This window comes from Streptomyces sp. NPDC091280 (assembly GCF_044768565.1).
GTDB lineage: Bacteria > Actinomycetota > Actinomycetes > Streptomycetales > Streptomycetaceae > Streptomyces.
This window is the reverse complement of record NZ_JBIVUZ010000007.1, coordinates 411,776-434,903: the sequence shown is the minus strand read 5'-3', so window position 1 is coordinate 434,903 and position 23,128 is coordinate 411,776. Positions and strand designations below refer to the sequence as shown.

The following is a 23,128-nucleotide window of genomic DNA, read 5'->3' as shown; positions in this document are numbered from 1 at the left end:
TCGAGCCCCTGAGGCGGGGTGCCCGGAGCACAGTACACACCGTCATCGACCGCTCTCGCACGGTGTAACAGGAGTTCCCTCCGAAACTGACAGACCTCTGTTCACTTCTGTGCCAACTGTCTGAAATGGCGTGTGGACAAAGGGAGTTGAGGGACCTCAGCCGTTCGGCAGAATCACCGCGCGGCCCTTGACCGTCCCGGCGTGCAGGCGTTCGTAGGCGAGCGGGGCCTCGTCCAGCGAGAACGTCTCCGTGTGCACGGACACGACGCCGGACCGGGCCAGCGCCAGCACTTCGGCGAGTTCGCCGCGGCTGCCCCAGTAGGGCGCGTGGACCGACACCTCGAAGGCCGACTGCCCGAACCCCACGGGCAGGGTTCCGCCGCCGATGCCGACGATCGCCACCTCGCCCTCGACGGCCGCGACCGCGCCCGCCGTCCGGACGGTGGGCTCCGCGCCGACGAAGTCGAACACCGCCTCCGCGCCGAGGCCCGCGGTCAGTTCGCGGACCGCCTTCACGGCGTTCGCATCCGACAACACCGTCTCGTGCGCGCCGACTTCACGGGCGAGGCGCAGCTTGTCCTCACTGACGTCCAGCGCGATCACCCGCGCCGACGTCAGCGCGCGCAGCAACTGCACCGCCACATGGCCCAGTCCGCCGGTGCCGATGACGACCGCCGTCGAACCGGGCACCAGCTTGGGCAGCGCCCGCTTGATCGCGTGGTACGGCGTCAGACCCGCGTCCGTGAGCGGCACCGCGGCGACCGGGTCGAGCCCGTCGAGCGGGACCAGGTGCCGGGGGTCGTCCACGAGGAGGTACTCGGCCATCGCACCCGGGGCGCCGAGTCCCGGCGGCCGGATTCCCAATTTGTCGGCGCGCAGGCAGTAGTTCTCCTTGCCCTCCGCGCACTTGGCGCACCTGCCGCAGCCCCAGGGCCCGTACACCGCGACCGGGTCGCCCTCCCGGACGCCGGTGACTCCGGCGCCCAGCGCGGCGACCGTGCCCACGCCCTCGTGGCCCAGGGTGAGCGGAAGGTCGTAGGGGAAGCTCTCGGCGGGCCAGCTCATCACGGCGATGTCGGAGTGGCAGACGCCGGCGGCGGTGACCTTCAACAGGACCTGGCCGGGGCCGGGTTCGGGGTCGGGGACGGTGACCACCTCGGGGGCGGCGCCGATCGCGCGGTACTGAAGTGCCTTCATGACAGGGCTCCTTTCCGGGGCTCAGACGGCGGTGTAGGCGCCGTCGACCAGGTGGTAGCCGCCGTGCACGAACGAGGCGCGGTCGGAGAGCAGGAACACGATCAGCTCGGCGACCTCCTCGGGGCGCCCGAGGCGGCCCGCGGGGTGCAGGGCGACGAGACCGTCGTAGGCGGACCGGTCCATGCCCTGGAGCAGCGGGGTCTCGATGAAACCGGGGCCGACCGCGTTGACGCGGATGTTCTTCGCCGCGTATTCGGCGGCGGCCGTCTTGGTGAGGCCGACCACGCCGTGCTTGGCGGCGACATACGCGGCGGAGCCCGCGAAGCCCGTGGAGCCGAGGATGGAGGAGACGTTGACGATCGCGCCGCCCCGGCCGCCCGCCTCGATGGCCGGGAGTTCGTGGCGCAGCGAGTAGAACACGCCGTCGAGGTTGGTGCGGACCACGCGGTCGTAGGCCTCGATGTCGTACGCGCCGGTCGGAGCGCTCGGGCCGCCGATCCCCGCGTTGTTCACGGCCAGGTCGAGGCCGCCGAAGGTGGCGATCGCGAAGCGGACGGCCGCTTCGACGGACTCCGGGCGGGTCACGTCCAGTTCGACCGCCGCGGCGGCGAGGCCCTCCGCCGTCAGCTCGGCGGCGGCCTTCTCGGCGCCCTCCGCATTGAAGTCGGCGACGACGACACTCGCGCCGCCCGCGGCGAGGCGGCGGGCGGTGGCCAGGCCGATGCCGGAGGCGGCGCCGGTGACGAGGGCGGTCTTGCCGGAGAACTCGCTCGCGTAGTCGGTGATGGTGCTCATGGTGTGCTCACTGTTCGGTAGTGCTTCGGGAGGCCGCGTCGACGGCCTCCCCGATCAGGGCGTCGTAGGCCCGCTCCACCAGGGCGGCGAGGTCTGCGGCTCCCGAGTCGTGCTCGTCCGCGCGGCGGGCCCAGATGCGCAGGGCGGCCGTGAGGACTCCGGCGGCGGCGTCGACCACGACGGCCGGGCGCACGTCCCGGACGTCGTCGGTGCCGAGCCGGTCGGCGAGGATGCGGATCGACTCCTCCTGGGCGTCGACCCGGATGCGTTCGTAGGCGGCGAACAGGGCGGGCTCGCGGTCCACCAGGGCCAGCAGCCGCCGCATGCGCGGCCGTAGGTGCCAGGCCGGGTTCTCCCGGTCGGCGAGCCAGGCGCGCACGGCCCGGCGATAGGCCAGCAGCGGGGGCTCGGCCGCCGGGCGGGACCGCAGCAGGGCGTTGATGCGGTCGCCGTCGCCCCGGACGAAGTCGAGCGCCGCGTCCTCCTTGCCGGTGAAGTGCCGGCTGAAGGTGCGCCGCGTGACGTCCGCGCGCTCCGCGACGGCCTCGACCGTGGTCGCGGCCAGACCGCTCTCCAGGATCAGGTCCAGGGCGGCGGTGGCCAGCGCGTCACGGGTCTGGCGTGCCTTGCGCTGCCGCCGGTCCACCGAGGCGGTGGCGGCCGGTCCGGTGGGGGGCTCCGTTGCCTTCATGCTCCCGACCGTACACCCATGATGTCCCATGGGGACATGAGGCCCGGTGAGACTTGTGTCCCAATGGGACGTGAGCGTGAATCGATTGCTCTCACGCTCGATTCCGCTGCCATCTCTTGCCCCGGCGGAACTTTCGGTCGTATGGTCCGGACATTCCGTCGCCGACCTCACCGGGGTGTTCCATGGACCGCACTCGCCTGAAGGACCTGCTCGCCCGGGAGAGCGCCGAGGCCGAGCGGCGCAACCCCCGCTCGAAGGCCGCCTACGCGCGTGCCGAGCACCTCTTCGGGCGGGTGCCGATGACCTGGATGAACAAGACCGCCGGAGCCTTCCCCCGCTACCTCGACACCGCCCGGGGCGCCCGCGTCACCGACATCGACGGCCACGAGTACATCGACTTCAGCCTCGGCGACACCGGAGCCATGGCCGGGCACTCGCCCGCCGTGGTCGCCGAGGCCGTGCGCCGCAGGTTCGCCGAGCAGGGCGGAGCCACGGCGATGCTGCCCACGGAGGACGCCGAATGGGTCGGCGCGGAACTCACCCGCCGCTTCGGGCTCGCCCGTTGGAGCTTCTCGCTGACCGCGACGGACGCCAACCGCTGGGCGATCCGGCTCGCCCGCGCCGTCACCGACCGCCCCAAGATCCTGGTGAACAGCTACAGCTACCACGGCAGCGTCGACGAGTCGCTCATCGTCGTCGGACCCGACGGCCGGGGCGCGGCCCGCCCCGGCAACGTCGGCGCCCCCTGCGACGTCACCCTCACCAGCCGTGTCGCCGAGTTCAACGATCCCGCCCAGCTGGAGCGGGAGTTGGCGCACGGCGACGTCGCCGCCGTCCTCATGGAACCCGCGCTCACCAACATCGGCATCGTGCTGCCCGAGCCCGGCTACCTGACCGCCGTCCGCGAACTGACCGCGAAATACGGCACGTTGCTCATCATCGACGAGACCCACACCTTCTCGGCCGGGCCGGGCGGCTGCACCGCGGCCTGGGACCTCGCACCCGATCTGCTCACCATCGGCAAGGCGATCGGCGGCGGCATCCCGGCCGGTGCCTACGGCCTCTCCGCCGAACTCGCCGACCGGCTGCTCGGCCGCGCCGACCTCGACCTCGTCGACATGGGCGGGGTCGGCGGCACCCTCGCGGGCAACGCGCTCTCCGTCGCCGCGATGCGCGCCACCCTCGAACACGTGCTGACCGACGCGGCGTTCGCCCACATGGCGAAGCTCTCCGAACGCTTCGCGGCCGGAGTGCAGCAGGGCATCGACGCCCACGCGCTGCCCTGGACGGTGAGCCGCCTCGGCGCCCGCAGCGAGTACCGCTTCGCGTCCCCGGCGCCCCGCACCGGAACCGAGTCCGAGGCGGCCGGCGACCCCGAGCTGGAGGACTTCCTCCACCTCTACCTCGCCAACCGGGGCATCCTGCTCACCCCGTTCCACAGCATGGCGCTGATGTGCCCCGACACCACCGAACAGGACGTCGACACCCACACCCGGGTGTTCGCCGAAGCCCTCGCCGAACTGGTCGGCTGACACAGGGAGTTGGAGAACAAGCACGTGGACGACATCGACCGGGCCATCCTGCGCGAGCTCCAGACCGACGGACGTATCGCCTACGCCGATCTCGGACCGAGGGTCGGCCTGTCCGCGTCGGCCGCCCGGCAGCGGCTCCAACGCCTCCTGGACTCCAAGGCGGTTCAGGTCGTCGGGGTGACCGACCCGATGGCCATGGGCGGGCAGGCCATGGCCATGCTCGGCATCGAGACGGACGGCGACCCGCGCGCGGTCGCCGACCAACTCGCCCTGCGCGACGAGGTGGTGTACTCCGTGCTCACCTCCGGGGGCTTCGACCTGTTCGCGGAGGTGGTCGCCCCGGGGCCGCGCGACCTGCTGGACTTCGTGAACGACGTGGTGCGGCCGATCGAGGGGGTCGCGAGCGTCCGGTCGTTCCCGTACTTCGGCATCCACACCCACCGGTTCCTGTGGGACGTGGGGTGAGCGCCGACTGAACGCGGGCCCGAGATGCCGGAGCGTTCCCGCGGGCGTCTAATGGGGATGTCCGAAATGTCCCCTGGCGGAAAAGGCCGAGGTCATGACGCCCACGGATTCCAGTGCAGGGGGCAGCGGAGCCGCAGCCAAGGGGGTGCTGCGGCGGCTGGGGGAGTGGTGCGCGCGGCACTTCGTGATCGTGATCGTGGCCTGGCTCGTCGCGCTGGCCGCGCTCCAGGTCCTCAACAGGTCCTTCGGGGGCGACTATTCGGACGACTTCTCGCTGTCCGGCGTACAGTCCCAGCACGGTCTCCAGGTCCTGAAGGACCACGACCCGGCGGCCGGCGGCTACAGCAGCCAGATCGTCCTGCACGACAAGGACAAACAGCTCACCTCGCTGAGTTCCCAGATGTCCGAGACGGTCGGCGACCTCCAGAAGCTCCCGCACGTCCTGTCGGTGCAGAACCCGCTGCCGCAGCCCGGCACACAGGCACCGGCGTCCTCCGGCCCCAACGTCGGCCCGCTGTCCTCCGACGCCAAGACCGGGTACATCACCATCCGCTTCGACGTCCAGCCGTCCACTCTCGGTGACGGCTACCTCCACGGCGTCGACACCTCCGTCCAGCCGCTGCGCGCCGCCGGCGCCCAGGTCGAGTACGGCGGACCGCTCGGCGAACTCGCCCGGCCCGCAGCCGACGACAAGATCAGCGAACTCATCGGGTTCGCCGTGGCGATCGTCGTCCTGCTGATCGGCTTCGGCAGCGTGATCGCCGCCGCGATGCCCCTGGTGACCGCGCTGATCAGCGTGATCGGCGGGCTCGCCTGCCTCGGACTGCTGGCGGCGGCGTTCACCTTCGCGACGGTGTCACCGACCCTCGCGACCATGATCGGCATCGGGGTCGGCATCGACTACGCCCTGTTCCTGATCACCCGGCACCGGCAGAACCTCATGAACGGCGGCGACCCCGTGCGCGCCGCCGGACAGGCCACCGCCACCAGCGGCCGGGCCGTCCTCGTCTCCGGCTGCACGGTGATCATCGCGCTCGCCGGACTGTTCGTGTCCGGCGTGCCCTTCATCGGCAAACTCGGGCTCGCGGCGGCCGTGACGGTCGTCTCCGCGGTGATCGGCGCGCTCACCCTCGTGCCCGCCCTGCTCGGGCTCATCGGCAGCCGCATCGACCGCTACCGGGTGCGTCGCCCGGTCGCCGAGACCGACGCCGAACCGGGCAGCGAGCCCACCGGCACCTGGCACCGCTACGCGCAACGCGTGGAACACCGGCCGTGGACCTTCCTCGCGGCGGGCATCGCGACCGTGGTCGTCCTCGCCATCCCGGTCTTCTCGATCCAGCTCGGCCACATCGGCGACGGCGCCGACCCCACCTCGTTCACCGACCGGCGCGCCTACGACCTGATGACCGACGCCTTCGGGCCCGGCTCCAACGGCCCGCTCACCGTCGTCATCGACCAGACGTCCGTCCCCTCCGCCCAGCGCCAGGACCTCGCCACCCAGGCGCAGAAGACCCTCGACGGCGTGCAGGGCGCGGCCAAGGTCACCTCCCTGACGGCCACCAAGGACGGCGACGTCCTGGTCGGCACCGTCTACTCCCAGCAGTCCCCGCAGAGCGCCACCACCACCGACCTCACCAACCGGCTCGTCCACGACACCCTCCCGGACGCCGTCCACGGCACCTCCGCGAAGGGGTACGTCACCGGCACGACGGCCGCACAGGTCGACTTCCGGGACATCGTGTCGAGCCGGCTGCCCCTGATCATCGGCGTGGTCGTCGCGCTGGCCTTCCTGATCATCCTGGCCGTCTTCCGCGGCCTCCTCGTCGCCCTGAAGGCCGCCGTCCTCAACGTCCTCTCGATCGCGGCCTCCTACGGTGTCGTCGTCGCCGTCTTCCAGTGGGGCTGGGGAGGCCCCGCGCTGGGCGTCTCCGGCAAGGTCCCCATCGAGAGCTACGTCCCGATGATGATGTTCGCGATCATCTTCGGCCTGAGCATGGACTACGAGATCTTCCTGCTCTCCCGCGTCCACGAGGCCTGGCTGCGCACCGGAGACGCCGAGGCCTCCGTCGCCCACGCCCTGGAGATCACCGCGCGGGTCATCACCTGCGCCGCGCTGATCATGGTGAGCGTCTTCGCGGCCTTCGTCCTCAGCGACAACATCGTGGTCAAGATGCTCGGACTCGGCCTGGCGGTGAGCGTGCTCATCGACGCCACGGTCGTACGGCTGCTCATGGTGCCCGCCGTGATGACGCTGCTGGGCCGGCACGCGTGGTGGACACCGCGCTTCCTGGACCGGATCCTGCCGCACATCGACGCGGAGGGGGAGCACGAGGGGGCCTGAGGGGCTGAGCGGCCGAGGCCCGAGGGGCTGCGAGCCTGAGGCCCGAGGGTCACTCGCCGGGCGTCAGGACGAGCATGGTGACGTCGTCCCGGATCTCCTCCGAGTGGCTCAGCACATCGGCCCACACCCGCTCGGCCAGGTCGGCCGGGTCCGAGTCGGCGAGCGCGGCCAGCCGCCCGGTGAACGGGTAGAAGGCGCCGGAGGTGTCCCGTGCCTCCCACACCCCGTCGGACGCCAGGAACAGCCGGTCCCCGGGCAGCAGCGGCACGGTGACCGCGCCGAGCGGCCCCGAGTCGGCCAGACCGAGACCGAGCGGGGTCCACGGCACGATGTCGATCTCGGTGACCCGCCCCGCGCGCAGCAGCACCGGAGCCGGATGCCCGCACGCCACGATCCGCACCGCCCGCGCGTCCGCCGAGAACTCCAGCAGCACGGCCGTGGCGAACAGCTCCGCGTGCGGCGACCGCGCGGAGTCCACCACCAGCCTGCGGTCGAGCCGCGCCGCCACCGACTCCAGCTCCGGCCGGTCGAGGACCGCCTCGCGGAACGCCCCCAGCAGCGAGGCCACCGTCGCCACGGCCGACAGCCCGTGCCCCTGCACATCGCCCATCACCGCCCGCACCCCGAACGGCCCGTCCCGCACGTCGAAGAAGTCACCCCCGACCAGCGTCCCGCGCTGCGCCGCCCGGTACAGCCCCGCGCACCGCACCCGCCCCACCCGCTCCGGCAGCGGCGGCACCACGGCCCGCTGCGCGGCCTCGGCGACCGTGCGCTCCAGATCGAGCTGGGCGTCGCGACGGCTGCGTACGAAGGAGATGAACACGCTCAGCATCGCGACGAAGCAGATCGTCAGCACGTCCGTGTTGCCCGGATCGTTGAGCTGGAAGGCCGGAACGGTCAGCAGGGCCACGCTCAGCACGCCGAACAGGACGGTCGCCAGGGGGCCGTACGACAGCCCGGCCAGCGGTGGAATGGCGCCCAGCACGAAGCCGATGTCCAGCGGGCCGGGGCTGACCAGCGTCGCCACCCCGACCCCCGCCACCAGCACGCTCGGCAGCGCCCGCACCCACAGCGGCGCGGGCGCGCCCCGCAGCCACCCCCGCCGGGCCGGCTCCCGGTTCCGGCGCGACACCGGCACACGCACCTTTCCCACACCACCACGCTCCTACGACCGGACCCGGCCCGCACGCCGAGCGCCCGACCGGCCCCCGGAAGGGCGTGAACGCGGGTGGTCAGCCGCCGACCATCTCCTCGGCCCGCGCCAGGATCTCCGTGACCCGCTGTCCGAACGCCGCGTCGCACGGGTGCGGCCGGCCCGTGCGGACGGCCTCGCCCAGCGCGTCGGCGGCCCGGACCAGGGCGGACACCGCGTCGCCGGAGCTGTCCGGAAGGCCGCTCACGCCGGTCGCGCCCCGGAGTTCGACGGCGACGCCCGCCGCCTCGGGCGGTGCGGTGAGGCTCAGCGTGAGGGTGCTCGTCGCACCGTCCGTGTGGTCGAGGACCAGGACGGCCGTGTCCCCGGGACCGCGCACGGCCGCCGCCACCGTGCGGACGTCACCGAGCACCGGCAGCAGCACCGACAGCGCGTGCGGGCCTACGTCCCACAGCGCGCCCTTCTCCTGCCGCCAGGGCGAGGCGGCGAACGGACTGTCGCTGGTGAACACCGAGCCCAGCCACTCGGCCCGCGCGGTGAACCAGCCCCCGGCGGCGGCCTGTTCGGCGATCCACGCCTCCGTCTCCGGCTGGAAGCGGGAGGTGAAGAACACGACCGACGCGACCCCGGCCTCCCGCACCGCGTCGACCACCGCCCGCCCCTGCTCCACGGTCGGCGCGAGCGGCTTGTCCAGCAGCAGGTGACGGCCCGCCCGCGCGGCCCGCACCGCCAACTCGGCCTGCACGGACGGCGGAAGGGCCACGGCGACGGCGTCCACGTCCGCGATGAGGGCGTCGGCGTCGTCGTAGGCCGGTACGCCGTACTGGTCCGCCAGTTCCTTGGCGGCATCGGGGCGGCGGCCCCACACGCCCGCGAACTCCCATTCCGCGTGCCCGGCGAGGGCGGGGGCGTGGGCCAGCTGTGCCCAAGGGCCGGTGCCGAGCAGTCCGATGCGCATGGCGCTGCCTCTCCACGGGTCGGGTCCGACGAGCGGACCTGGTGGCGGCCGGAGTCGGTGCGACCGGCCGGTCGCCGGTGAGCGTGCCACACGAACCGGGCAGGCGCGCAAGCCCTTCCCGCGACGCACCGATTGAGCAGTTCCGCTGCTGGATGCGTTCGATTTCTTCTATTGGACCTGCGGACCCGGGCCGGAGAGGCTGGAGGGTGCGTCCTGTTCCGCCGCGGCCCGACCGGTCGCCGGGCGGTGCGGGACGGCACGGTTCTGTGTGACGGCCGGACGACCGGAAGAGGAGCACGAGCAATGGACACCCGCCGTATCGGTGACGTCGAGGTCGGAGCGATCGGCCTGGGCGGTATGCCCATGTCGATCGAGGGACGCCCGGACGAGGCCCGCTCCCTCGCCACCGTCCACGCCGCCCTGGACGCGGGCGTGACGCTGATCGACACCGCGGACGCCTACCACCTGCACGCCGACGAGGTCGGACACAACGAGACCCTGATCGCCAAGGCCCTCGCCACCCACGACCGCGGGGCCGACGTCCTGGTCGCCACCAAGGGCGGCCATCTGCGCCCCGGGGACGGCAGTTGGACCCTCGACGGCAGCCCCGAGCACCTCAAGGAGGCCTGCGAGGCGTCCCTGCGCCGGCTCGGCGTGGAGGCCATCGGGCTCTACCAGTTCCACCGCCCCGACCCGAGGGTCCCCTACGCGGACTCCGTCGGCGCGATCCGGGACCTGCTCGACGCGGGCAAGATCCGGCTGGCCGGGATCTCGAACGCGAACCCGGAGCAGATCCGGCTCGCCGACGACATCCTCGGCGGACGGCTGGTCTCGGTGCAGAACCAGTTCTCCCCGGCCTTCCGCTCCAGCGAACCGGAGCTGAAGCTGTGCGACGAACTCGGCATCGCGTTCCTGCCCTGGAGCCCGCTCGGCGGTATCGCCCGCGCCGGTGAACTCGGCTCCGCCTACGCGCCGTTCGCCCGCGTCGCCGAGCGGCACGGCGTCAGCCCGCAGCGGGTGTGCCTGGCCTGGATGCTCGCCAAGTCCCCGGTCGTCGTCCCGATCCCGGGCGCCAGCCGCCCCGAGACGATCCGCGACTCGGCCGCCGCGCCCGAACTGGTCCTGTCCGCCGCCGAGTTCGCGGAACTGGACGCCGTCTGAGAAGACCCGGCACGAGAGGCACGGGCAGGCGGGCAAGACGCTCAGAAAGCGCTTGTCCGCCGGCCGGTCGCAGGGGGAGCATCACCGTCCATGGCGTCCTTCACCGAGAAACCGCTCGACCACCGCTACCGCGACGAACACCCGATCCGCACACTCGCCTACCTGTTCCGCGCCGACCGCCGCCGACTGTCCGTGGCCGTCGTCGTGTTCACGGTCAAGCACAGCCCGATCTGGCTGCTCCCGCTGATCACCGCCTCCATCATCGACACGGTCGTCCAGCACCAGCCGGTCAGCAGACTCTGGATCAGCACCGGCGTCATCCTGTTCATCCTGCTGATCAACTACCCGCTGCACGTCCTCTACGTCCGCCTCCTCTACGGCAGCGTCCGCCGCATGGGCACCGATCTGCGCTCGGCCCTGTGCACCCGGATGCAGCAGCTCTCCATCGGCTACCACTCGCGGGTCAGCGCCGGAGTGCTCCAGGCCAAGGTCGTACGGGACGTGGAGACCGTCGAGCAGATGGTCCAGCAGACCGCCGAGACCGGGCTCGGCGCGATCACCGTGCTCACCGGCGGCCTGGTCATCATCGCCTTCCGCACCCCGGAGTTCGTGCCCGTCTTCGTGATCGTCGTGCCGGTCGCCGCGCTCCTGGTGTCCCGGCTGCGGGCCCGCCTCCGCACCCACAACGAGCACTTCCGTCACGAGGTCGAGACCCTGTCCTCGCGCGTCACGGAGATGACCCGCCTCATCCCGGTCACCCGCGCCCACGGCCTGGAGGGCAAGGCGCTGCGCCGCATGGACGGCACCCTGCGGCGCCTGCTCACCTCAGGAAACCGCCTCGACCTCCTCAACGGCCGCTTCGGCTCGCTGGCCTGGGTCGTCCTCAACGTGGTCGGCGTCCTGGTCCTGGCCGGCGCGGCCCTGGTGTCGTACTACGGCGTCTGGGGCGTCACCGCCGGTGACGTCGTCATGCTCAGCGCCTTCCTGACCACCCTCACCAACTCCACCACCACCCTCACGGGCCTGGCCCCCGTCATCACCAAGGGCCTGGAATCGGTCCGTTCGGTCGGCGAGGTGCTCCAGGCACCGGAGCTGGAGGACAACGAGGGCCGGACGGAGGTCACCGCGGTGCGCGGAGCGGTCACCTTCCAGAGCGTCGGCCACGCCTACGACGGCGACCAACTCCGGCCCGCCGTGCACGACTTCACCCTCACCGTCGCACCCGGCGAGACCATCGCCCTGGTCGGCGCGTCCGGTGCGGGCAAGTCCACCGTCCTCAACCTCGTCATCGGCTTCATCCGCCCCACGACCGGCCGCATCCTGCTCGACGGCACCGACATGAACACCCTCGACCTGCGCACCTACCGCCGCTTCGTCTCGGTCGTCCCCCAGGAGTCGATCCTCTTCGACGGCACGATCCGCGACAACGTCGCCTACGGCATGGACGACGCCGACGAGGAGTCGGTGCGCGCGGCGCTGCGGGACGCCAACGCCCTTGAGTTCGTGGACAAGTTGCCCCAGGGACTGGAAACCCTGGTGGGTGAGCGCGGGGCCCGGCTGTCCGGTGGCCAGCGCCAACGGCTCGCCATCGCGCGGGCGTTGATCCGCGACCCGAAGGTGCTCGTGCTGGACGAGGCGACCTCGGCCCTCGACACCCGCTCGGAGGCACTCGTCCAACAGGCCCTCGCGCGGCTGCTGCACGGCCGTACGACCTTCGTCGTGGCGCACCGGCTGTCCACCGTCCGGGGCGCCGACCGGATCGTGGTCATGGGCGACGGGGAGATCCTCGAAGTCGGCACGCACGACGAACTCCTGCGCCGGGGCGGGGCGTACACGGCGCTGCACAGCGGGCAGGTCGCCTGAGCTGATCTCGTGGCCGGGTGAGTGATCCGGTGTCGGCCGGGTACCCGGAGCGCACAACGAGAGAGGGGCGCTCCGTGCTCGTGCCGGACCCGAAGGCCGTCAGGAAACTGCTCACCCGGTACGCGGTGCTCCGCATCGCCCACGCGGAGCGGCAACGCCCGCAGACGGCGGCCGAGTTGAACGACGTCAGCTACACCCTGTGCGTGATGACGGCCACCACCGACATCCGGGCGGCCATCGCCAAGGCCGACGCCCTGCTGGCGGCGGCCCGCGACACGACCGCCGCCGACCGCGCCCTCGCTTAGGTCGTGTCCGCGAAGTCCCGCCTGCCTCGCGACGCCCGGCACGCACGCTCGCCGCACCGCCCGAAAGCCCAAGTACGTCCAGTACGAGGGCTTCCGGGCGGCGCAGCGATCGCACGCACCGGACGCCGCGAGGCCCGCCCTCCGGGCGGACGACGGGACTTCGCGGACACGACCTAGCCCCCTCAGGACAGCGCCCCTTCGCGTGCCGCCCTGCCGTGGAACGCCGAGCGGTACGCCTGCGGGCTGGTGCCGACCACCTTGCGGAAGCGTTCGCGGAACGCGGTGGGGGAGCCGAACCCGGCCTGCTGGGCGACCCGTTCGATCGGATGGTCGCTGTTCTCCAGCAGGTACTGGGCGCGCCGGACCCGGGCGCGCAGCAGCCACTGGAGCGGTGTGCTGCCCGTCTGTTCGCGGAAGCGGCGGCTGAACGTCCGCTCGCTCATGCCTGATCGCGCCGCCAGCGCGCCCAGGGTGACTTCGTGGGAGAGGTTGTCCTCGATCCACCGGAGGAGCGGTTCCAGGGTCGAGCCCTGCGGGACGGGTGGGTGCGAGTGCACGATGAACTGGGCCTGCCCGCCCTCGCGTTCGAGCGGCATGACCGAGAGGCGGGCCGCGTCGGCGGCGACGGCCGAGCCGAAGTCCCGGCGGACGAGGTGCAGACACAGATCGAGCCCGGCGGCGGCCCCGGCCGAGGTGAGGATCTGTCCGTTGTCGACGTACAGCACGTCCGGTTCCACCTCGACCAGCGGGTACGAGCGGGCCAGCAGGTCGGCCGCGATCCAGTGGGTGGTGGCGCGCAGTCCGTCCAGCAGCCCGGCCTCGGCGAGCACGAAGGCACCCGCGCAGATCGACACGATGCGGGTGCCCGCCGCTGCCGCCTCCCGCAGCGCCGCCAGCACCCGCGCGGAGGGCGGCCCGGCCCGCTCCGAGCAGCCGGGCACGACGACGGTGTCGGCGTCCGCCAGCGCCTCCAGCCCGTGCTCGACCCGCAGCGCGAGCCCGTCCGTCCGCACCTCCGGCGTCTCGCCGCACACCCGGACGCGGTACGCGCGACGGCCGTCGGGCAGCCGGGTGCGGCCGAACACCTCCATGGGGGTCGCCATGTCGAACGGCACCACATGATCGAGGACGAGGATCGCGACGGAGTGCATGAACATCACGATAGACAGATTCCCGCCAGCGCGGTGACGCAGGTTTCGGTCCCCAGGGCCTGATCACAGCGGCTGGCGGGAATCCGTCGGAAGCTGTCGATCCAGCCTCTGTCGAAGGCCGCCGGGACATCCCTAGCCTGGGCCGGTGACCAAGATCCTTCTCACTCTGCACGTGCTGGCCGCCATCGTCGCGGTCGGCCCCGTGACCGTGGCCGCCAGCATGTTCCCGCCGGCGGCCCGCCGCGCCCTCACCGGCGGCGACGGTCCCGACGCGGGGGTGACGACCGTACGACTCCTGCACCGCATCTGCCGCCTCTACGGCGCGGTCGGCCTCGCCGTGCCCCTCTTCGGCTTCGCCACCGCCGCCGCGATGGGCGTCCTGGGCAGCGGCTGGCTCATCGCCTCCATCACCCTCACCGCCGTGGCCGCCGGTCTCCTGATCGCCTTCGTGCTGCCGCGACAGGACGAACTCCTGGAGGAACTCGGCGCGGGCAGGTCCGTGGAGCGGGCCGCGACCGTGCGTCTGGCCATGTTCACCGGCATCTTCAACCTGCTGTGGGCCACCGTCACCGTCCTCATGATCGTCCGCCCCGGCTCGACCACCGGCGCCTGACCGGTCAGCCCGTGGCGCGGACCAGCAGGAGTGCCACGTCGTCGTCCGGCTCCGGGCGCAGCGCGCCCAGCAGCATGTCGCTCGTCTGCTCCAGCGGGCGCCGGGAACTCTGGAGCAGCCGCGTCAGCGTGCGCAGCCCCACGTCGATCGACTCGCCCCGGTTCTCCACCAGCCCGTCGGAGTACAGGGCGAGCAACGCGCCCGTGGTGAAGGGCACTTCGGCGGTCCCGAAGTCCACCCCGCCGACACCGAGCGGTACTCCGCCGGGGATGTCGAGGAGTTCCGCGCCGCCGTCCGGGCGGATCAGGACCGGCGGCAGATGGCCCGCGCTGGACAGGGCGCAGGTGCCCCGGCCGAGGTCGACCACGCCGTACGCGCAGGTCGCCATCGTGTCCAGGGAGCCGGTGAGATCGTCGAGGTGGTGCAGCAACTCGGCGGGCGGCAGGTCGAGTCGGGCCAGCGCGCGGGTCGCGGTGCTCAACTGCCCCATGATGGCGGCGGCTTGGACCCCCTTCCCCATCACGTCCCCCACCACGAGCCCGGTCCGCCCCGGCCCCAGCGGCAGCACGTCGTACCAGTCGCCCCCGACCTCGCTCAGGGCCGGCAGATAGCGGGCGGCGATGTCGAGCCCCTCCTGCCGGGCCGGGGCCGGCGGCAGCAGGCTGCGTTGCAGGGTCAGCGCGGTGGTGCGCTCACGGCCGTAGAGACGGGCGTTGTCGATGCAGATGGCGGCGCGCGCGGCGAGTTCCGAGGCGAGGACGCGGTCCTGTTCGTCGAAGGGCCGCTCGTTGACGGTGCGGTAGAGGCTCAGCGTGCCGAGCACCTCGCCGCGGGCGATCAGCGGGACCGCGAGGTAGGAGTGGACGCCCGCCGCGCGCAGCGTCTGGGCGGCGCGCGCGTCCCTGGCGATGCGCCGCATCATCGGCGGATCCACCCGCGCCAGCAGGACGGGACCGGCCTCGCGCACGCACTGGGTGATGACGCGGTGCGGGCCGTAGGTGGCCAGTTCGCCGACCGGGTCCGCCGCGTGGATCGCGTCGGTGAGGTATCCGGCGGCGACGGCCAGCGCCCGGAACTCGACCTGCGCGTCCCCGGTCACCGGAGTGATCCCGCCGTGCGCCACGACCGACTCCAGTACGTCGACGGCCGCCAGGTCGGCCACCTGCGGCACCGCCACGTCGGCCAGCTCCCGCGCGGTCTGCTGGAGGTCCAGCGTCGTCCCGATCCGCACCCCGGCCTCCGCCACCACGGACAGGTGCTGGCGCGCCTGCGCGACCTCGGCCGCCGCCTGCTCCCGCTCGCTGACGTCCAGGACGGCCATCGCGAGACCGAGCACCCGCCCCTGGGCGTCCTCGATGCGGTGGTACGACTCCGAGTACGCCCGATCCACGACATCGGCCGCGGTACGGCCCACGGTCTGCTGGTCGAGCAGCGGCTTGCCGGTGATCAGCACATGCCGCATCCGCGACTCGATGGCCGCCACGTCCAGGTCCGGCAGCACCTCGCCGACCCGGCGCCCGACGACGTCCGACGCCGGGACGCCGTTCATGCGCTCCAGCGCCGGGTTGACCGTGACCCACCGCAGATCGGTGTCGAAGACCGCGATGCCCACCGGTGTCTGCCGCACCAAACTGTGGGACAGCGCCAGGTCCCGTTCCACGCCCCGTACCGTCGTGGCATCCGCCGCGAGACCCAGCAGATGCGCGTGGCCGTGGCTGTCGCGCAGCCGCATGGTACGGAACTCCACGGGCCGCTCCGTGCCGTCCCGGTGCAGCAGCGGGAAGACCCCCGCCCAACGGGCACCGGAGCCCACCTGGGCGAACAGCTCGCGCGCCCGGGCCCGGTCGTCGGGCGACACCAGCAGCAGGTCGGCGCGCTGCGTCAGCGCCTCCTCGGGGGAGTAGCCGAGCAGCTGCTCCGCCTCCGGACTCCACAGGGCGATGTACCCGCCGGCGTCCAGCACCACGGCCGCGACCCGCAACAGGTCCAGCAGCCCTCCCGAGGCGGTGCTGACACCGTCCCCGGCACCGTAAGCGTCCATCCCGGCCGCTCCTTCCGACGGGGCACGGCACCGTCAGGATCCGAACCGCGGGTCATCCGATTACGGCACAGCCCGGCGCACCCGGCAACACCGTGAGCAGGGGGACCGCACGGGGCCGGATGGAGCACGTACCCGTGCGGACGCCGACGGGCCCCCGGATTCTGGTCGTGCCCTGCCCCCACTGCCCCAGGACACCCGATGCCCCTGCCGCTCCGTCTCGTCTCCCTCCTGGTCGCCGGCTGTGTCGGCGGCCTCGTGCCCGCGTCGCCCGCCGCGGCCGACGACCACTCCTTGCAGCGCGGCCTCGACGCGCTGGTCGCCGCCCCGGACGGCCCGCCCGGCGTGATCGTCGTGCTGCGCGACGGCGACCGGCAGCGCGTCCTGCGCGCGGGCACCGCCGACCTCGCCACCGGCCGCCCGCTCGAACCGGCCGACCACACCCGCACCGCGAGCACCAGCAAGGCGTTCAGCGGGGCGGTGGCCCTGAGCCTCGTACGACAGCACCGGCTCTCCCTCGACGACACGATCCGCCGGCGGCTGCCCCGACTGCCCGCCGCCTGGGGGTCGGTGACCCTGCGGCAGCTGCTCCAGCACACCAGCGGGCTCCCGGACTTCAGCCAGAGCCCGAAGTTCCGCAGCATCATCCAGGCCGACCCGCACCACCACTTCGACTCGCGGCGCCTGCTCGACTTCGTGGCGGGCGAACCGCTGCGGTTCCCGCCCGGCTCGACGTACCAGTACTCCAACTCCGACAACATCGCCGTCGCGCTGATGGCGGAGGCCGCGACCGGCGCGCGCTACGAGGACCTGCTGCGCCACGACGTGTACCGGCCGCTGGGCCTGCGCGACACGAGCCTGCCGCAGGGGTACCGGATGCCGGAGCCGTACATGCGCGGCTACGCGGTCGGCGGAGCGTCGGGCCCCGAGGACGTCAGCGAGACGATCGGCATGTCGGGCGTGTGGGCGTCCGGCGGCATCACCTCCTCACCCCGCGACCTGGCCACGTTCATCGGCGGCTACGCGGCCGGAGCGCTCACCTCACCGGCGGCGGTGCGGGAGCAGCGGCACTGGATCCCCGGCGCCTCCGAACCGGCCGGACCCGGCCGCAACAGCGCCGGGCTGGCCCTCTTCCGCTACGAGACCCGCTGCGGGGTCGTACTGGGACATACCGGCAACACCCTTGGTTACACACAGTTGATGGCGGCGACCCCGGACGGCCGGCGGGCGCTCACTTTCTCATTGACAACTCAGGTGAACGAGACGGGGAACGCCGCTCTGCTGCGCCAGGTGCGCGCGGTCGAGGAGGACGCCGTGTGCGCCCTGCTCGGGACATACGGGTCATAGCGCCTCGTGGCGCCGCTCCTGACCCGGGAGGTGCGCCGCGCCCGCCTCAGGCGAACCGTTACTGCTCAACCGGCCGTACTGTCCGCCCCGTTGACGAGCCCCTCCCGCTCCGGGGCGGCGGGCAGGGCCAGCCACTCCGCGATGGTGCGGGCGATCGGCTGGCCGGTGTCCGCCTCCACGAAGCCGAACTGGCCCGACTGGTTGCATTCGAGGAACCACCAGGTCCCGTCGGCGTCCTCGGCGAAGTCGAAAGCGCCGTAGGCGAGTTCGGCCTCGCGCAGATACGTCCGCACGGCCTCGGCGATACGCGCGGGGACCTCGGTGGGGTGCCAGGGCTGCGCGGGGGTGGCGAAGCGGACGTCGACCTCGGCCGGGTCGGCGTCCGGGGCGGTGGCCGTGCGGGCGGCCAGCATCCGGTTGCCCACCGCGGTGAGCCGGATGTCGGCGCGCTTGGCGACCCGCCGCTGGAGCAGGGTGGGCCCGAAGGCCACGGCCGCGAAATCGGTGTCCGGCGCGACCCGGCTGGTCGGCACCGCGCGGGGCGGATCCTGCGGGTGGGCGCCGGAGACCGGTTTGACCACCAGGTCCGGGAAGCGGCGCGAGAACTCGCGGGCGGCCTGCGGGAACGTGGTGATCAGGGTGGCGGGCACCGGCAGTCCGCTGCGCTGGGCCAGCCGCAGCTGCCAGGGCTTGTGCCGGGCGCGGCGGGCCGCGTCGGGGTGGTTCATCCAGCGCGCGCCGGAGCCGCGCAGCATGCCGTACAGCGCCTGGGAGGCTTCCTCGGTGAGCCACGCGGAGGGCTGCGGTGCGCGGGTCGCCGGGGTGCCGGGTCTGCGCACCCAGATGGAACGCAGTCCGCTCACGCTCACCAGCCGTCCGCCGGCCGCGAGATGGCCGCGGAAGGCTCCGTGGACGTACTCGCCGGAGAGCGCGACCCCGCCGGTGAGGTCGGCGGGATCGATGCGGACCACGGGGACACCGGCCGCGTGCAGATGCACCATCACCAGGTCCGCGGTGACGTCCTCTTCGCAGGTAAGGACCAACACGGTCATTTTCGTCGTTCCGTGTTCAGTCGTCGAAGTGAGTCTTCGATCCCGCGGTGGACGTCGTGGTCCCCAGTTCTCTCAGCAGAGCGAGATCATGGGCGGCGACCCGTCCGTCGGCGAGCACGTTCAACTGCAGTCCGGAGTCGTAGCTGTACGGAGTGGTGAGCTCCAACTGTGCTGCCGGGCGAGCGTAGTTGAGCGCGAACGGTTGCATCGTCTCTCCCTCGTCGGTACTGCCTCGTGCAAGCGGTGGCCACCCCGCGAGGTCGCTTGGCCCGCTGACTTCCGTCTGCTTCCAGAGACTTATACGAATCGAACGAGTGAATGGTTTCCTTACTCTGCGTAGTCAAAGTAAGAAAGGTAAGGCGCGCGCCGGGTTCAGCCGAGGTCTCCCGGCCGCCCCTCCTCCTGCTCCCCGAGGGACTTGCGCATCGAGCGCAGGGCCAGGAGGAGGACGGCGATGTCGTCCAGGTACACGGGATCGGGCATCAGGTCGGTCGGCAGCACGAAGTAGAGGACGGCACCCCAGAAAACCCATTTGGGGCCGGTCGGAAGCCCTGCGCGCCGCAGTCCGCGGCGCATCCGGACGAGCCGTACGAGCACTCCGACGGCCACGGCGAGCAGCGCCACCGCGAGCACCACGGCGACGACGATCACGGTTGTGGTCGAATCCACGGGCTCCCCTTTTCCGGTCCGGCCGCACGACATGTGCCCCTATCCGGATGCCCTGTTCGGGCTCCGGTATTGCCGACGAGGGGAACATCACACCCGAACGCCCGGAACGGTCTTGACAGTCGAGTCCGCCCGGTCGGGCGCTGGTACGTTTTCACCATGAGCGCGACCGCCGGGGCGGGACCGGGAACCCATGTACGGATCGCTCTCGACGCCCCGCCGCGCGTCGCGAGCCTCGGCGTCGGTGTGCACGGCACGGTGAGCCCGCGTGACGTGTTCCGGCTGCCCGACCTCTGGCAGCTCCATCTCTACCGGTACGAGGCGGAGTTGACCGTCGACGGGGTGCCGCACGCGATTCGGCCGGGCCATGTGAGCCTGGTGCCGCCGGGCGCGCTGGTGCGCTTCCACTACCGGGGGCGCTCCGAGCATCTCTTCGCCCACCTGGAACTCCCCTCCGCCGGTGAGCGGTTGACCGTTCCGGTCATGCAGGACGCCGGTACGCAGACCCCCGTGCTCACCGACCTGATGCTGCGGGCCGTCGCGGCGGCGCCGCGCAACTCCGCCCGCGCGGCGGCCGAGTTGTGGACCGTGCTGTGGCGTGTGGCCGACCTCGCGACCCCGGCCGCCGGCGACGCACCCGGCCCCCACCCCGCGCTGGCCCTCGCCGTCGCGTACGTCGAATCGCACCTGGCGACGCCGTTGACGGTGCCCGAGGTGGCCCGCGCGGCCGGCGTCTCGCACAACCACCTCACCCGCGTGTTCCGCGCGGAACTCGGCACCACGGTCGTCGCCTACATCAGGCACCGCCGCCTGGAACGCGCACGGCACCTGCTCCGCGAGTCCACCCTGTCCGTTCCGGCTATCGCGGCGGCCGTCGGCATCGGCGACCTCCAGGCCTTCAACAAGGCGTGCCGACGCGAACTGGGCGCCTCGCCGCGGGCGGTGCGCGGCGGCGGTGGGTGAACGCGGTCCACCGTGGTGCGGGCCGGTGCCGCGCGCCCCGGCCCGGCGCCGCGCGGCCATGTGCGGGTGCCGTGCGGTCAGTCCCGACCCGCCCCCCGGTACAGCTCCAGCTCGCCGTCCAGCTCCACCGCCAGCACCGTCGCCCGCTCGTCCACGTCGGTGGCGCCCGGGGCGTCGATCCACGTCACGCCCGGGACCTCGCCGAGGCCGCCGATCACGTCGTGGCCGAGTTCGGTGCCCGTGCCGAGCACCGTGACGCGCTTGACGGGTGTCCGCAGGCCGCGGACCGAGACCGACTCGCGCGGCGGGTCGAAGCACACGAGGTAGAGGGTGCGGCGGTCGGCGGACAGGGTGCTCGGTCCGTAGTGGTGTCCGGCGGGCAGACCGGCCGTCGTGCCGTAGACCGACTCGGAGTGCCGGGCGATCCACACGCCGAGACCTTCGAGGCGCTCCGCCTGCGCGGGCGGGATCGTCCCGTCCTCCATCGGGCCCACGTCGAGGAGCAGGTTGCCGCCCATCCCGATGGTCTCCGTGAAGTAACGCACCAGCTGCCGCACCGACTTGTGGTGCTCGTCGGCGTGCTGGAAACCCCATGAGTCGTTGACCGTGAGGCACAACTCCCAGGGCCCGTCCGGGGCTTGCAGCGGAACCCCCTGTTCGGGCGTCGCGTAGTCGCCGTGGCTCAGCATGCGGGCGTTCAGGACGATGTCGGGGTTCCCGGCGAGGATCAGCTCCGCCAACTTCCCCATGCCCCACTGCTCTTCGGCGCGCTCCCACTCGCCGTCGAACCACAGCAGGTCGGGCCGGTAGCGGGACACCAGCTCGCCGACCTGGCCGTCGCGGTAGGCGAGGTAGCGTGCCCAGGCGGCCGGGTCCTCCTCGCCGGGCCGGGCGGAGGCGTAGGGGTTGGCGCGCAGTTCCTCGTCCGGCGGTCGCGGGTGCGTCGTACTGGCGTAGTCGGGGTGGTTCCAGTCGGAGTGGGAGTAGTAGAGCCCGACCTTGAGGCCCTCCTCCCGCAGCGCGTCGGCGTAGGGGCCGAGCAGATCGCGGCCGGCCGGGGTGCGGTTGACCACGTTCAGGTCGCCGTGGGCCGAGTCCCACAGGGCCACCCCGTCGTGGTGCCGTGCGGTGAGGACCGCGTACCGGGCTCCGGCTCGCGCGAACAACCGTGCCCAGTCGCGCGGTTCGTAGCGCGCGGCGGTGAAGCCCGCCAGCTGGCGCATGTATCGGTCGTGCGGGACCTCGCCCGTGTAGAACGACCAGGACTCCGGCACACCGTCGACGGCGTAGATCCCGTAGTGGACGAAGATGCCCAACTTGGCATCGCGGAACCAGGGTTGCATCGGCATACCGCCAAGCTAGGCCGCGGGACGCCTCGGCGCGTGGGCGGTGATCACCACTGGTGGTCCATTCTCACCCGTGTCGGTGCGCGGCCCCCACCACTCGCGTGACGGGGGCCCAAGGCCGGAGGGCGACCGCCTACCGGCCCTCCGGCGAGCGGTCGTCGTCCCGCGACGGGTCGACCCGGTCGCCGTCGGCCGGTGGTGTCGCGGGGCGCAGTGCCTTCGTCGCGTCCCGCAGCCGGCCGAAGGTCCGCTGGAACGGGGAGCCCGCGGGCGGGGGAGCCGCGCCGGGCACGACAGCGCCGCCGGACTCGCGCAGCGCGGCCAGTGCCTCGTTGGCGCGGTCGGCGGACTCCCGGTACAGGTCGCGGGACTTCGTCATCGCTTCGAGCGCCTCGGCGTACATGGCCACGAGCCTGCGCTCCCGGGCCAGTTCCTCCTCCAGCGTCATCAGGCTCCACTGCTCGCGCAGCGCGGTGAGCGCCTCCGCGCCGCCCTCCGGCAGGAGGCGCGCGGAGGCCGCGTAACGGCACAGCACGTCCACGAGTTCGGTGGGCTCGGAGCCGTCGAGGAAGACGCTGCGCACGGAGAAGTCGCTGACGTCGTAGCCGGGCGCGGCCGGGTGGGTGGGCAGCACCACGGCACCGCCGCGCGGCACCTGGAAGTCGAACTCGCGCAGCAACGCCCAGTTGACGGAGCGTAGTTGGTCGGGTGTGGCCCGGTGCTCCACCACGCGGTCCCGCAGACTCGCCGGCAGCAGTCCGGCCAGCGGGCGACGGCCGCGCGCGTCCGGGGTCATCGCCTCGTGCACGACGAGGTGCACGCTCCAGCCGTCCTGCGCGCAACCGCGGAACAGCCGCCGTAGATCCTTCTCCTCGGACGGCAGTGGATTGACCGCCCGCAGGCGCAGCCCCGGGACCGGAGCGTGGTCCCAGCCGGCGTCCGCGTCCTCGGGCCAGAACACGGTCGCGGGGGAGGGCCACCGGGGGTCCCAGGCCCGCTCGGCCTCCGCGACCAGGACCCATTCGCGCCCCTCGGCCGAGGTCGGGGCGGCCGTGGGCGAGCCCGGTTCCGGCCGCGCCGGAAACGTGAGCCGCGCCCGCACGGTCACCGTCCCCTCGACCCGCCACCGGGCCTCGAAGACCAGTTCCCCGGGATCATGGCCCTGGTCCTCGTCCGGTTCCATGTGGTCGTCGATGACCTCGCGGTCCTTGAGTCGCTGCAACTGTCGCCGTACGACACCGGCCGCGTCCTGGGACCCGACGTGGCGGCCACGAGCCAGCCACACCGTGTGGGGGATCGTGGGCGGAGCTGTGGAGGAGTTCGACATAGGCCAATCTGCCGGCGGGGGCGGGGCTGACCCACCAGTATGGGCGTCGGAGATCTTGGTGGGTCAAGCGGGGGTCGGAGAGTCCCGTATGCCCGGAATTCTCGCGCTCCGGCGTGAGCGTACGCGCGGGGTGTGATCGGTCCACTCCGGGTGGCGGGGTTTCA

General features: G+C 72.4%; 21 protein-coding genes. 9 read left to right on the top strand and 12 right to left on the bottom strand.

All coding sequences use genetic code 11. The features are described from left to right. Positions 1-156 precede the first annotated feature (156 nt). From ACIQPR_RS23110 to ACIQPR_RS23100, 3 genes are read right to left on the bottom strand one after another with little or no spacing between them, the layout of a single operon-like run. Positions 157-1,197, bottom strand: a complete 1,041-nt coding sequence (locus tag ACIQPR_RS23110) for an NAD(P)-dependent alcohol dehydrogenase (protein WP_403651221.1) — start codon at positions 1,195-1,197, stop codon at positions 157-159. Positions 1,198-1,218: 21 nt separating this feature from the next. Then, a complete protein-coding gene (locus ACIQPR_RS23105; protein ID WP_403651219.1) occupies positions 1,219-1,992 on the bottom strand; it encodes an SDR family NAD(P)-dependent oxidoreductase in 774 nt (257 codons plus the stop codon). Between the two features lie 7 nt (positions 1,993-1,999). After that, positions 2,000-2,683, bottom strand: a complete 684-nt coding sequence (locus ACIQPR_RS23100; RefSeq protein WP_403651217.1) for a TetR/AcrR family transcriptional regulator — start codon at positions 2,681-2,683, stop codon at positions 2,000-2,002. 182 nt (positions 2,684-2,865) lie between these two features. Here ACIQPR_RS23100 and ACIQPR_RS23095 point away from each other — a divergent pair, with 182 nt between their 5' ends. The 3 genes from ACIQPR_RS23095 to ACIQPR_RS23085 all read left to right on the top strand — a co-directional run bounded on the left by ACIQPR_RS23095 (position 2,866) and on the right by ACIQPR_RS23085 (position 7,021). After that, a complete protein-coding gene (locus ACIQPR_RS23095; protein ID WP_403651215.1) occupies positions 2,866-4,215 on the top strand; it encodes a transaminase in 1,350 nt (449 codons plus the stop codon). A gap of 24 nt (positions 4,216-4,239) precedes the next feature. Continuing rightward, positions 4,240-4,680 carry an Lrp/AsnC family transcriptional regulator gene (locus ACIQPR_RS23090; protein WP_403651213.1) on the top strand — a complete coding sequence of 147 codons (441 nt, stop codon included), beginning with the start codon at positions 4,240-4,242 and terminating at the stop codon, positions 4,678-4,680. A gap of 94 nt (positions 4,681-4,774) precedes the next feature. Next, entirely contained in the window at positions 4,775-7,021 is a 2,247-nt protein-coding gene (locus ACIQPR_RS23085; RefSeq protein WP_403651211.1) for an MMPL family transporter, read from the top strand. Between the two features lie 49 nt (positions 7,022-7,070). Here ACIQPR_RS23085 and ACIQPR_RS23080 read toward each other — a convergent pair whose 3' ends face one another. Next, positions 7,071-8,174: a PP2C family protein-serine/threonine phosphatase gene (locus ACIQPR_RS23080; RefSeq protein WP_403651209.1), complete on the bottom strand. Its 1,104-nt coding sequence runs from the start codon at positions 8,172-8,174 to the stop codon at positions 7,071-7,073. Between the two features lie 79 nt (positions 8,175-8,253). Continuing rightward, entirely contained in the window at positions 8,254-9,132 is an 879-nt protein-coding gene (locus ACIQPR_RS23075) for a Gfo/Idh/MocA family protein (protein WP_403651207.1), read from the bottom strand. A 303-nt stretch (positions 9,133-9,435) separates the two neighbouring features. On the opposite strand from ACIQPR_RS23075, the gene ACIQPR_RS23070 reads away from it, so the two are divergent. The 3 genes from ACIQPR_RS23070 (at position 9,436) to ACIQPR_RS23060 (ending at position 12,461) form a co-directional block, all read left to right on the top strand. Further along, complete coding sequence (locus ACIQPR_RS23070; protein ID WP_403651205.1) at positions 9,436-10,293, top strand: aldo/keto reductase; 858 nt, start codon at positions 9,436-9,438, stop codon at positions 10,291-10,293. A 90-nt stretch (positions 10,294-10,383) separates the two neighbouring features. Further along, positions 10,384-12,156 (top strand): ABC transporter ATP-binding protein, encoded by a 1,773-nt coding sequence (locus ACIQPR_RS23065; protein ID WP_403651203.1) that lies wholly within the window; start codon positions 10,384-10,386, stop codon positions 12,154-12,156. Positions 12,157-12,230: 74 nt separating this feature from the next. Continuing rightward, on the top strand, positions 12,231-12,461 hold the full coding sequence (locus ACIQPR_RS23060; protein ID WP_403651201.1) for a DUF5133 domain-containing protein: 231 nt from the start codon (positions 12,231-12,233) through the stop codon (positions 12,459-12,461). Between the two features lie 182 nt (positions 12,462-12,643). On the opposite strand, the gene ACIQPR_RS23055 is transcribed toward ACIQPR_RS23060, so the two are convergent. Beyond that, complete coding sequence (locus tag ACIQPR_RS23055; RefSeq protein ID WP_403651199.1) at positions 12,644-13,612, bottom strand: GlxA family transcriptional regulator; 969 nt, start codon at positions 13,610-13,612, stop codon at positions 12,644-12,646. Positions 13,613-13,757: 145 nt separating this feature from the next. On the opposite strand from ACIQPR_RS23055, the gene ACIQPR_RS23050 reads away from it, so the two are divergent. Further along, positions 13,758-14,225, top strand: coding sequence for a hypothetical protein (locus ACIQPR_RS23050; RefSeq protein WP_403651197.1), 468 nt, complete (start codon positions 13,758-13,760; stop codon positions 14,223-14,225). A 4-nt stretch (positions 14,226-14,229) separates the two neighbouring features. Here the strand turns inward: ACIQPR_RS23050 and ACIQPR_RS23045 are convergent, their stop codons facing one another. Then, on the bottom strand, positions 14,230-16,266 hold the full coding sequence (locus tag ACIQPR_RS23045; RefSeq protein WP_403651195.1) for a SpoIIE family protein phosphatase: 2,037 nt from the start codon (positions 16,264-16,266) through the stop codon (positions 14,230-14,232). A 198-nt stretch (positions 16,267-16,464) separates the two neighbouring features. Between ACIQPR_RS23045 and ACIQPR_RS23040 the strand changes: the two genes are divergently transcribed. Next, positions 16,465-17,610: a serine hydrolase domain-containing protein gene (locus ACIQPR_RS23040; protein ID WP_403651193.1), complete on the top strand. Its 1,146-nt coding sequence runs from the start codon at positions 16,465-16,467 to the stop codon at positions 17,608-17,610. 65 nt (positions 17,611-17,675) lie between these two features. On the opposite strand, the gene tgmB is transcribed toward ACIQPR_RS23040, so the two are convergent. The 3 genes from tgmB to ACIQPR_RS23025 form a co-directional block, all read right to left on the bottom strand. Beyond that, positions 17,676-18,662, bottom strand: coding sequence for an ATP-grasp ribosomal peptide maturase (gene tgmB, locus ACIQPR_RS23035; RefSeq protein WP_403651191.1), 987 nt, complete (start codon positions 18,660-18,662; stop codon positions 17,676-17,678). Positions 18,663-18,678: 16 nt separating this feature from the next. After that, positions 18,679-18,870: a putative ATP-grasp-modified RiPP gene (gene tgmA, locus ACIQPR_RS23030; RefSeq protein WP_019070092.1), complete on the bottom strand. Its 192-nt coding sequence runs from the start codon at positions 18,868-18,870 to the stop codon at positions 18,679-18,681. A gap of 164 nt (positions 18,871-19,034) precedes the next feature. Beyond that, the gene (locus ACIQPR_RS23025; protein ID WP_019070093.1) at positions 19,035-19,331 is read right to left on the bottom strand and encodes a YkvA family protein; all 297 of its coding nucleotides are present in this window, start codon (positions 19,329-19,331) and stop codon (positions 19,035-19,037) included. A gap of 156 nt (positions 19,332-19,487) precedes the next feature. Between ACIQPR_RS23025 and ACIQPR_RS23020 the strand changes: the two genes are divergently transcribed. Beyond that, on the top strand, positions 19,488-20,291 hold the full coding sequence (locus ACIQPR_RS23020) for a helix-turn-helix domain-containing protein (protein WP_403651189.1): 804 nt from the start codon (positions 19,488-19,490) through the stop codon (positions 20,289-20,291). A 77-nt stretch (positions 20,292-20,368) separates the two neighbouring features. Here the strand turns inward: ACIQPR_RS23020 and ACIQPR_RS23015 are convergent, their stop codons facing one another. Together ACIQPR_RS23015 and ACIQPR_RS23010 are read right to left on the bottom strand one after the other, a co-directional pair. Continuing rightward, the gene (locus ACIQPR_RS23015) at positions 20,369-21,640 is read right to left on the bottom strand and encodes an alpha-L-fucosidase (RefSeq protein WP_403651187.1); all 1,272 of its coding nucleotides are present in this window, start codon (positions 21,638-21,640) and stop codon (positions 20,369-20,371) included. 130 nt (positions 21,641-21,770) lie between these two features. Then, positions 21,771-22,964, bottom strand: a complete 1,194-nt coding sequence (locus ACIQPR_RS23010) for a hypothetical protein (RefSeq protein ID WP_403651185.1) — start codon at positions 22,962-22,964, stop codon at positions 21,771-21,773. Between the last annotated feature and the right edge of the window lie 164 nt (positions 22,965-23,128).

Bases quoted from the DNA above. Each gene is read 5' to 3' on its own strand.
- ACIQPR_RS23110 (WP_403651221.1), bottom strand. From the start codon at position 1,197: ATGAAGGCACTTCAGTACCGCGCGATCGGCGCCGCCCCCGAGGTGGTC.
- ACIQPR_RS23105 (WP_403651219.1), bottom strand. From the start codon at position 1,992: ATGAGCACCATCACCGACTACGCGAGCGAGTTCTCCGGCAAGACCGCC.
- ACIQPR_RS23100 (WP_403651217.1), bottom strand. From the start codon at position 2,683: ATGAAGGCAACGGAGCCCCCCACCGGACCGGCCGCCACCGCCTCGGTG.
- ACIQPR_RS23095 (WP_403651215.1), top strand. From the start codon at position 2,866: ATGGACCGCACTCGCCTGAAGGACCTGCTCGCCCGGGAGAGCGCCGAG.
- ACIQPR_RS23085 (WP_403651211.1), top strand. From the start codon at position 4,775: ATGACGCCCACGGATTCCAGTGCAGGGGGCAGCGGAGCCGCAGCCAAG.
- ACIQPR_RS23075 (WP_403651207.1), bottom strand. From the start codon at position 9,132: ATGCGCATCGGACTGCTCGGCACCGGCCCTTGGGCACAGCTGGCCCAC.
- ACIQPR_RS23070 (WP_403651205.1), top strand. From the start codon at position 9,436: ATGGACACCCGCCGTATCGGTGACGTCGAGGTCGGAGCGATCGGCCTG.
- ACIQPR_RS23065 (WP_403651203.1), top strand. From the start codon at position 10,384: ATGGCGTCCTTCACCGAGAAACCGCTCGACCACCGCTACCGCGACGAA.
- ACIQPR_RS23055 (WP_403651199.1), bottom strand. From the start codon at position 13,612: ATGCACTCCGTCGCGATCCTCGTCCTCGATCATGTGGTGCCGTTCGAC.
- ACIQPR_RS23045 (WP_403651195.1), bottom strand. From the start codon at position 16,266: ATGGACGCTTACGGTGCCGGGGACGGTGTCAGCACCGCCTCGGGAGGG.
- ACIQPR_RS23040 (WP_403651193.1), top strand. From the start codon at position 16,465: ATGCCCCTGCCGCTCCGTCTCGTCTCCCTCCTGGTCGCCGGCTGTGTC.
- tgmB (WP_403651191.1), bottom strand. From the start codon at position 18,662: ATGACCGTGTTGGTCCTTACCTGCGAAGAGGACGTCACCGCGGACCTG.
- tgmA (WP_019070092.1), bottom strand. From the start codon at position 18,870: ATGCAACCGTTCGCGCTCAACTACGCTCGCCCGGCAGCACAGTTGGAG.
- ACIQPR_RS23020 (WP_403651189.1), top strand. From the start codon at position 19,488: ATGAGCGCGACCGCCGGGGCGGGACCGGGAACCCATGTACGGATCGCT.
- ACIQPR_RS23015 (WP_403651187.1), bottom strand. From the start codon at position 21,640: ATGCCGATGCAACCCTGGTTCCGCGATGCCAAGTTGGGCATCTTCGTC.
- ACIQPR_RS23010 (WP_403651185.1), bottom strand. From the start codon at position 22,964: ATGTCGAACTCCTCCACAGCTCCGCCCACGATCCCCCACACGGTGTGG.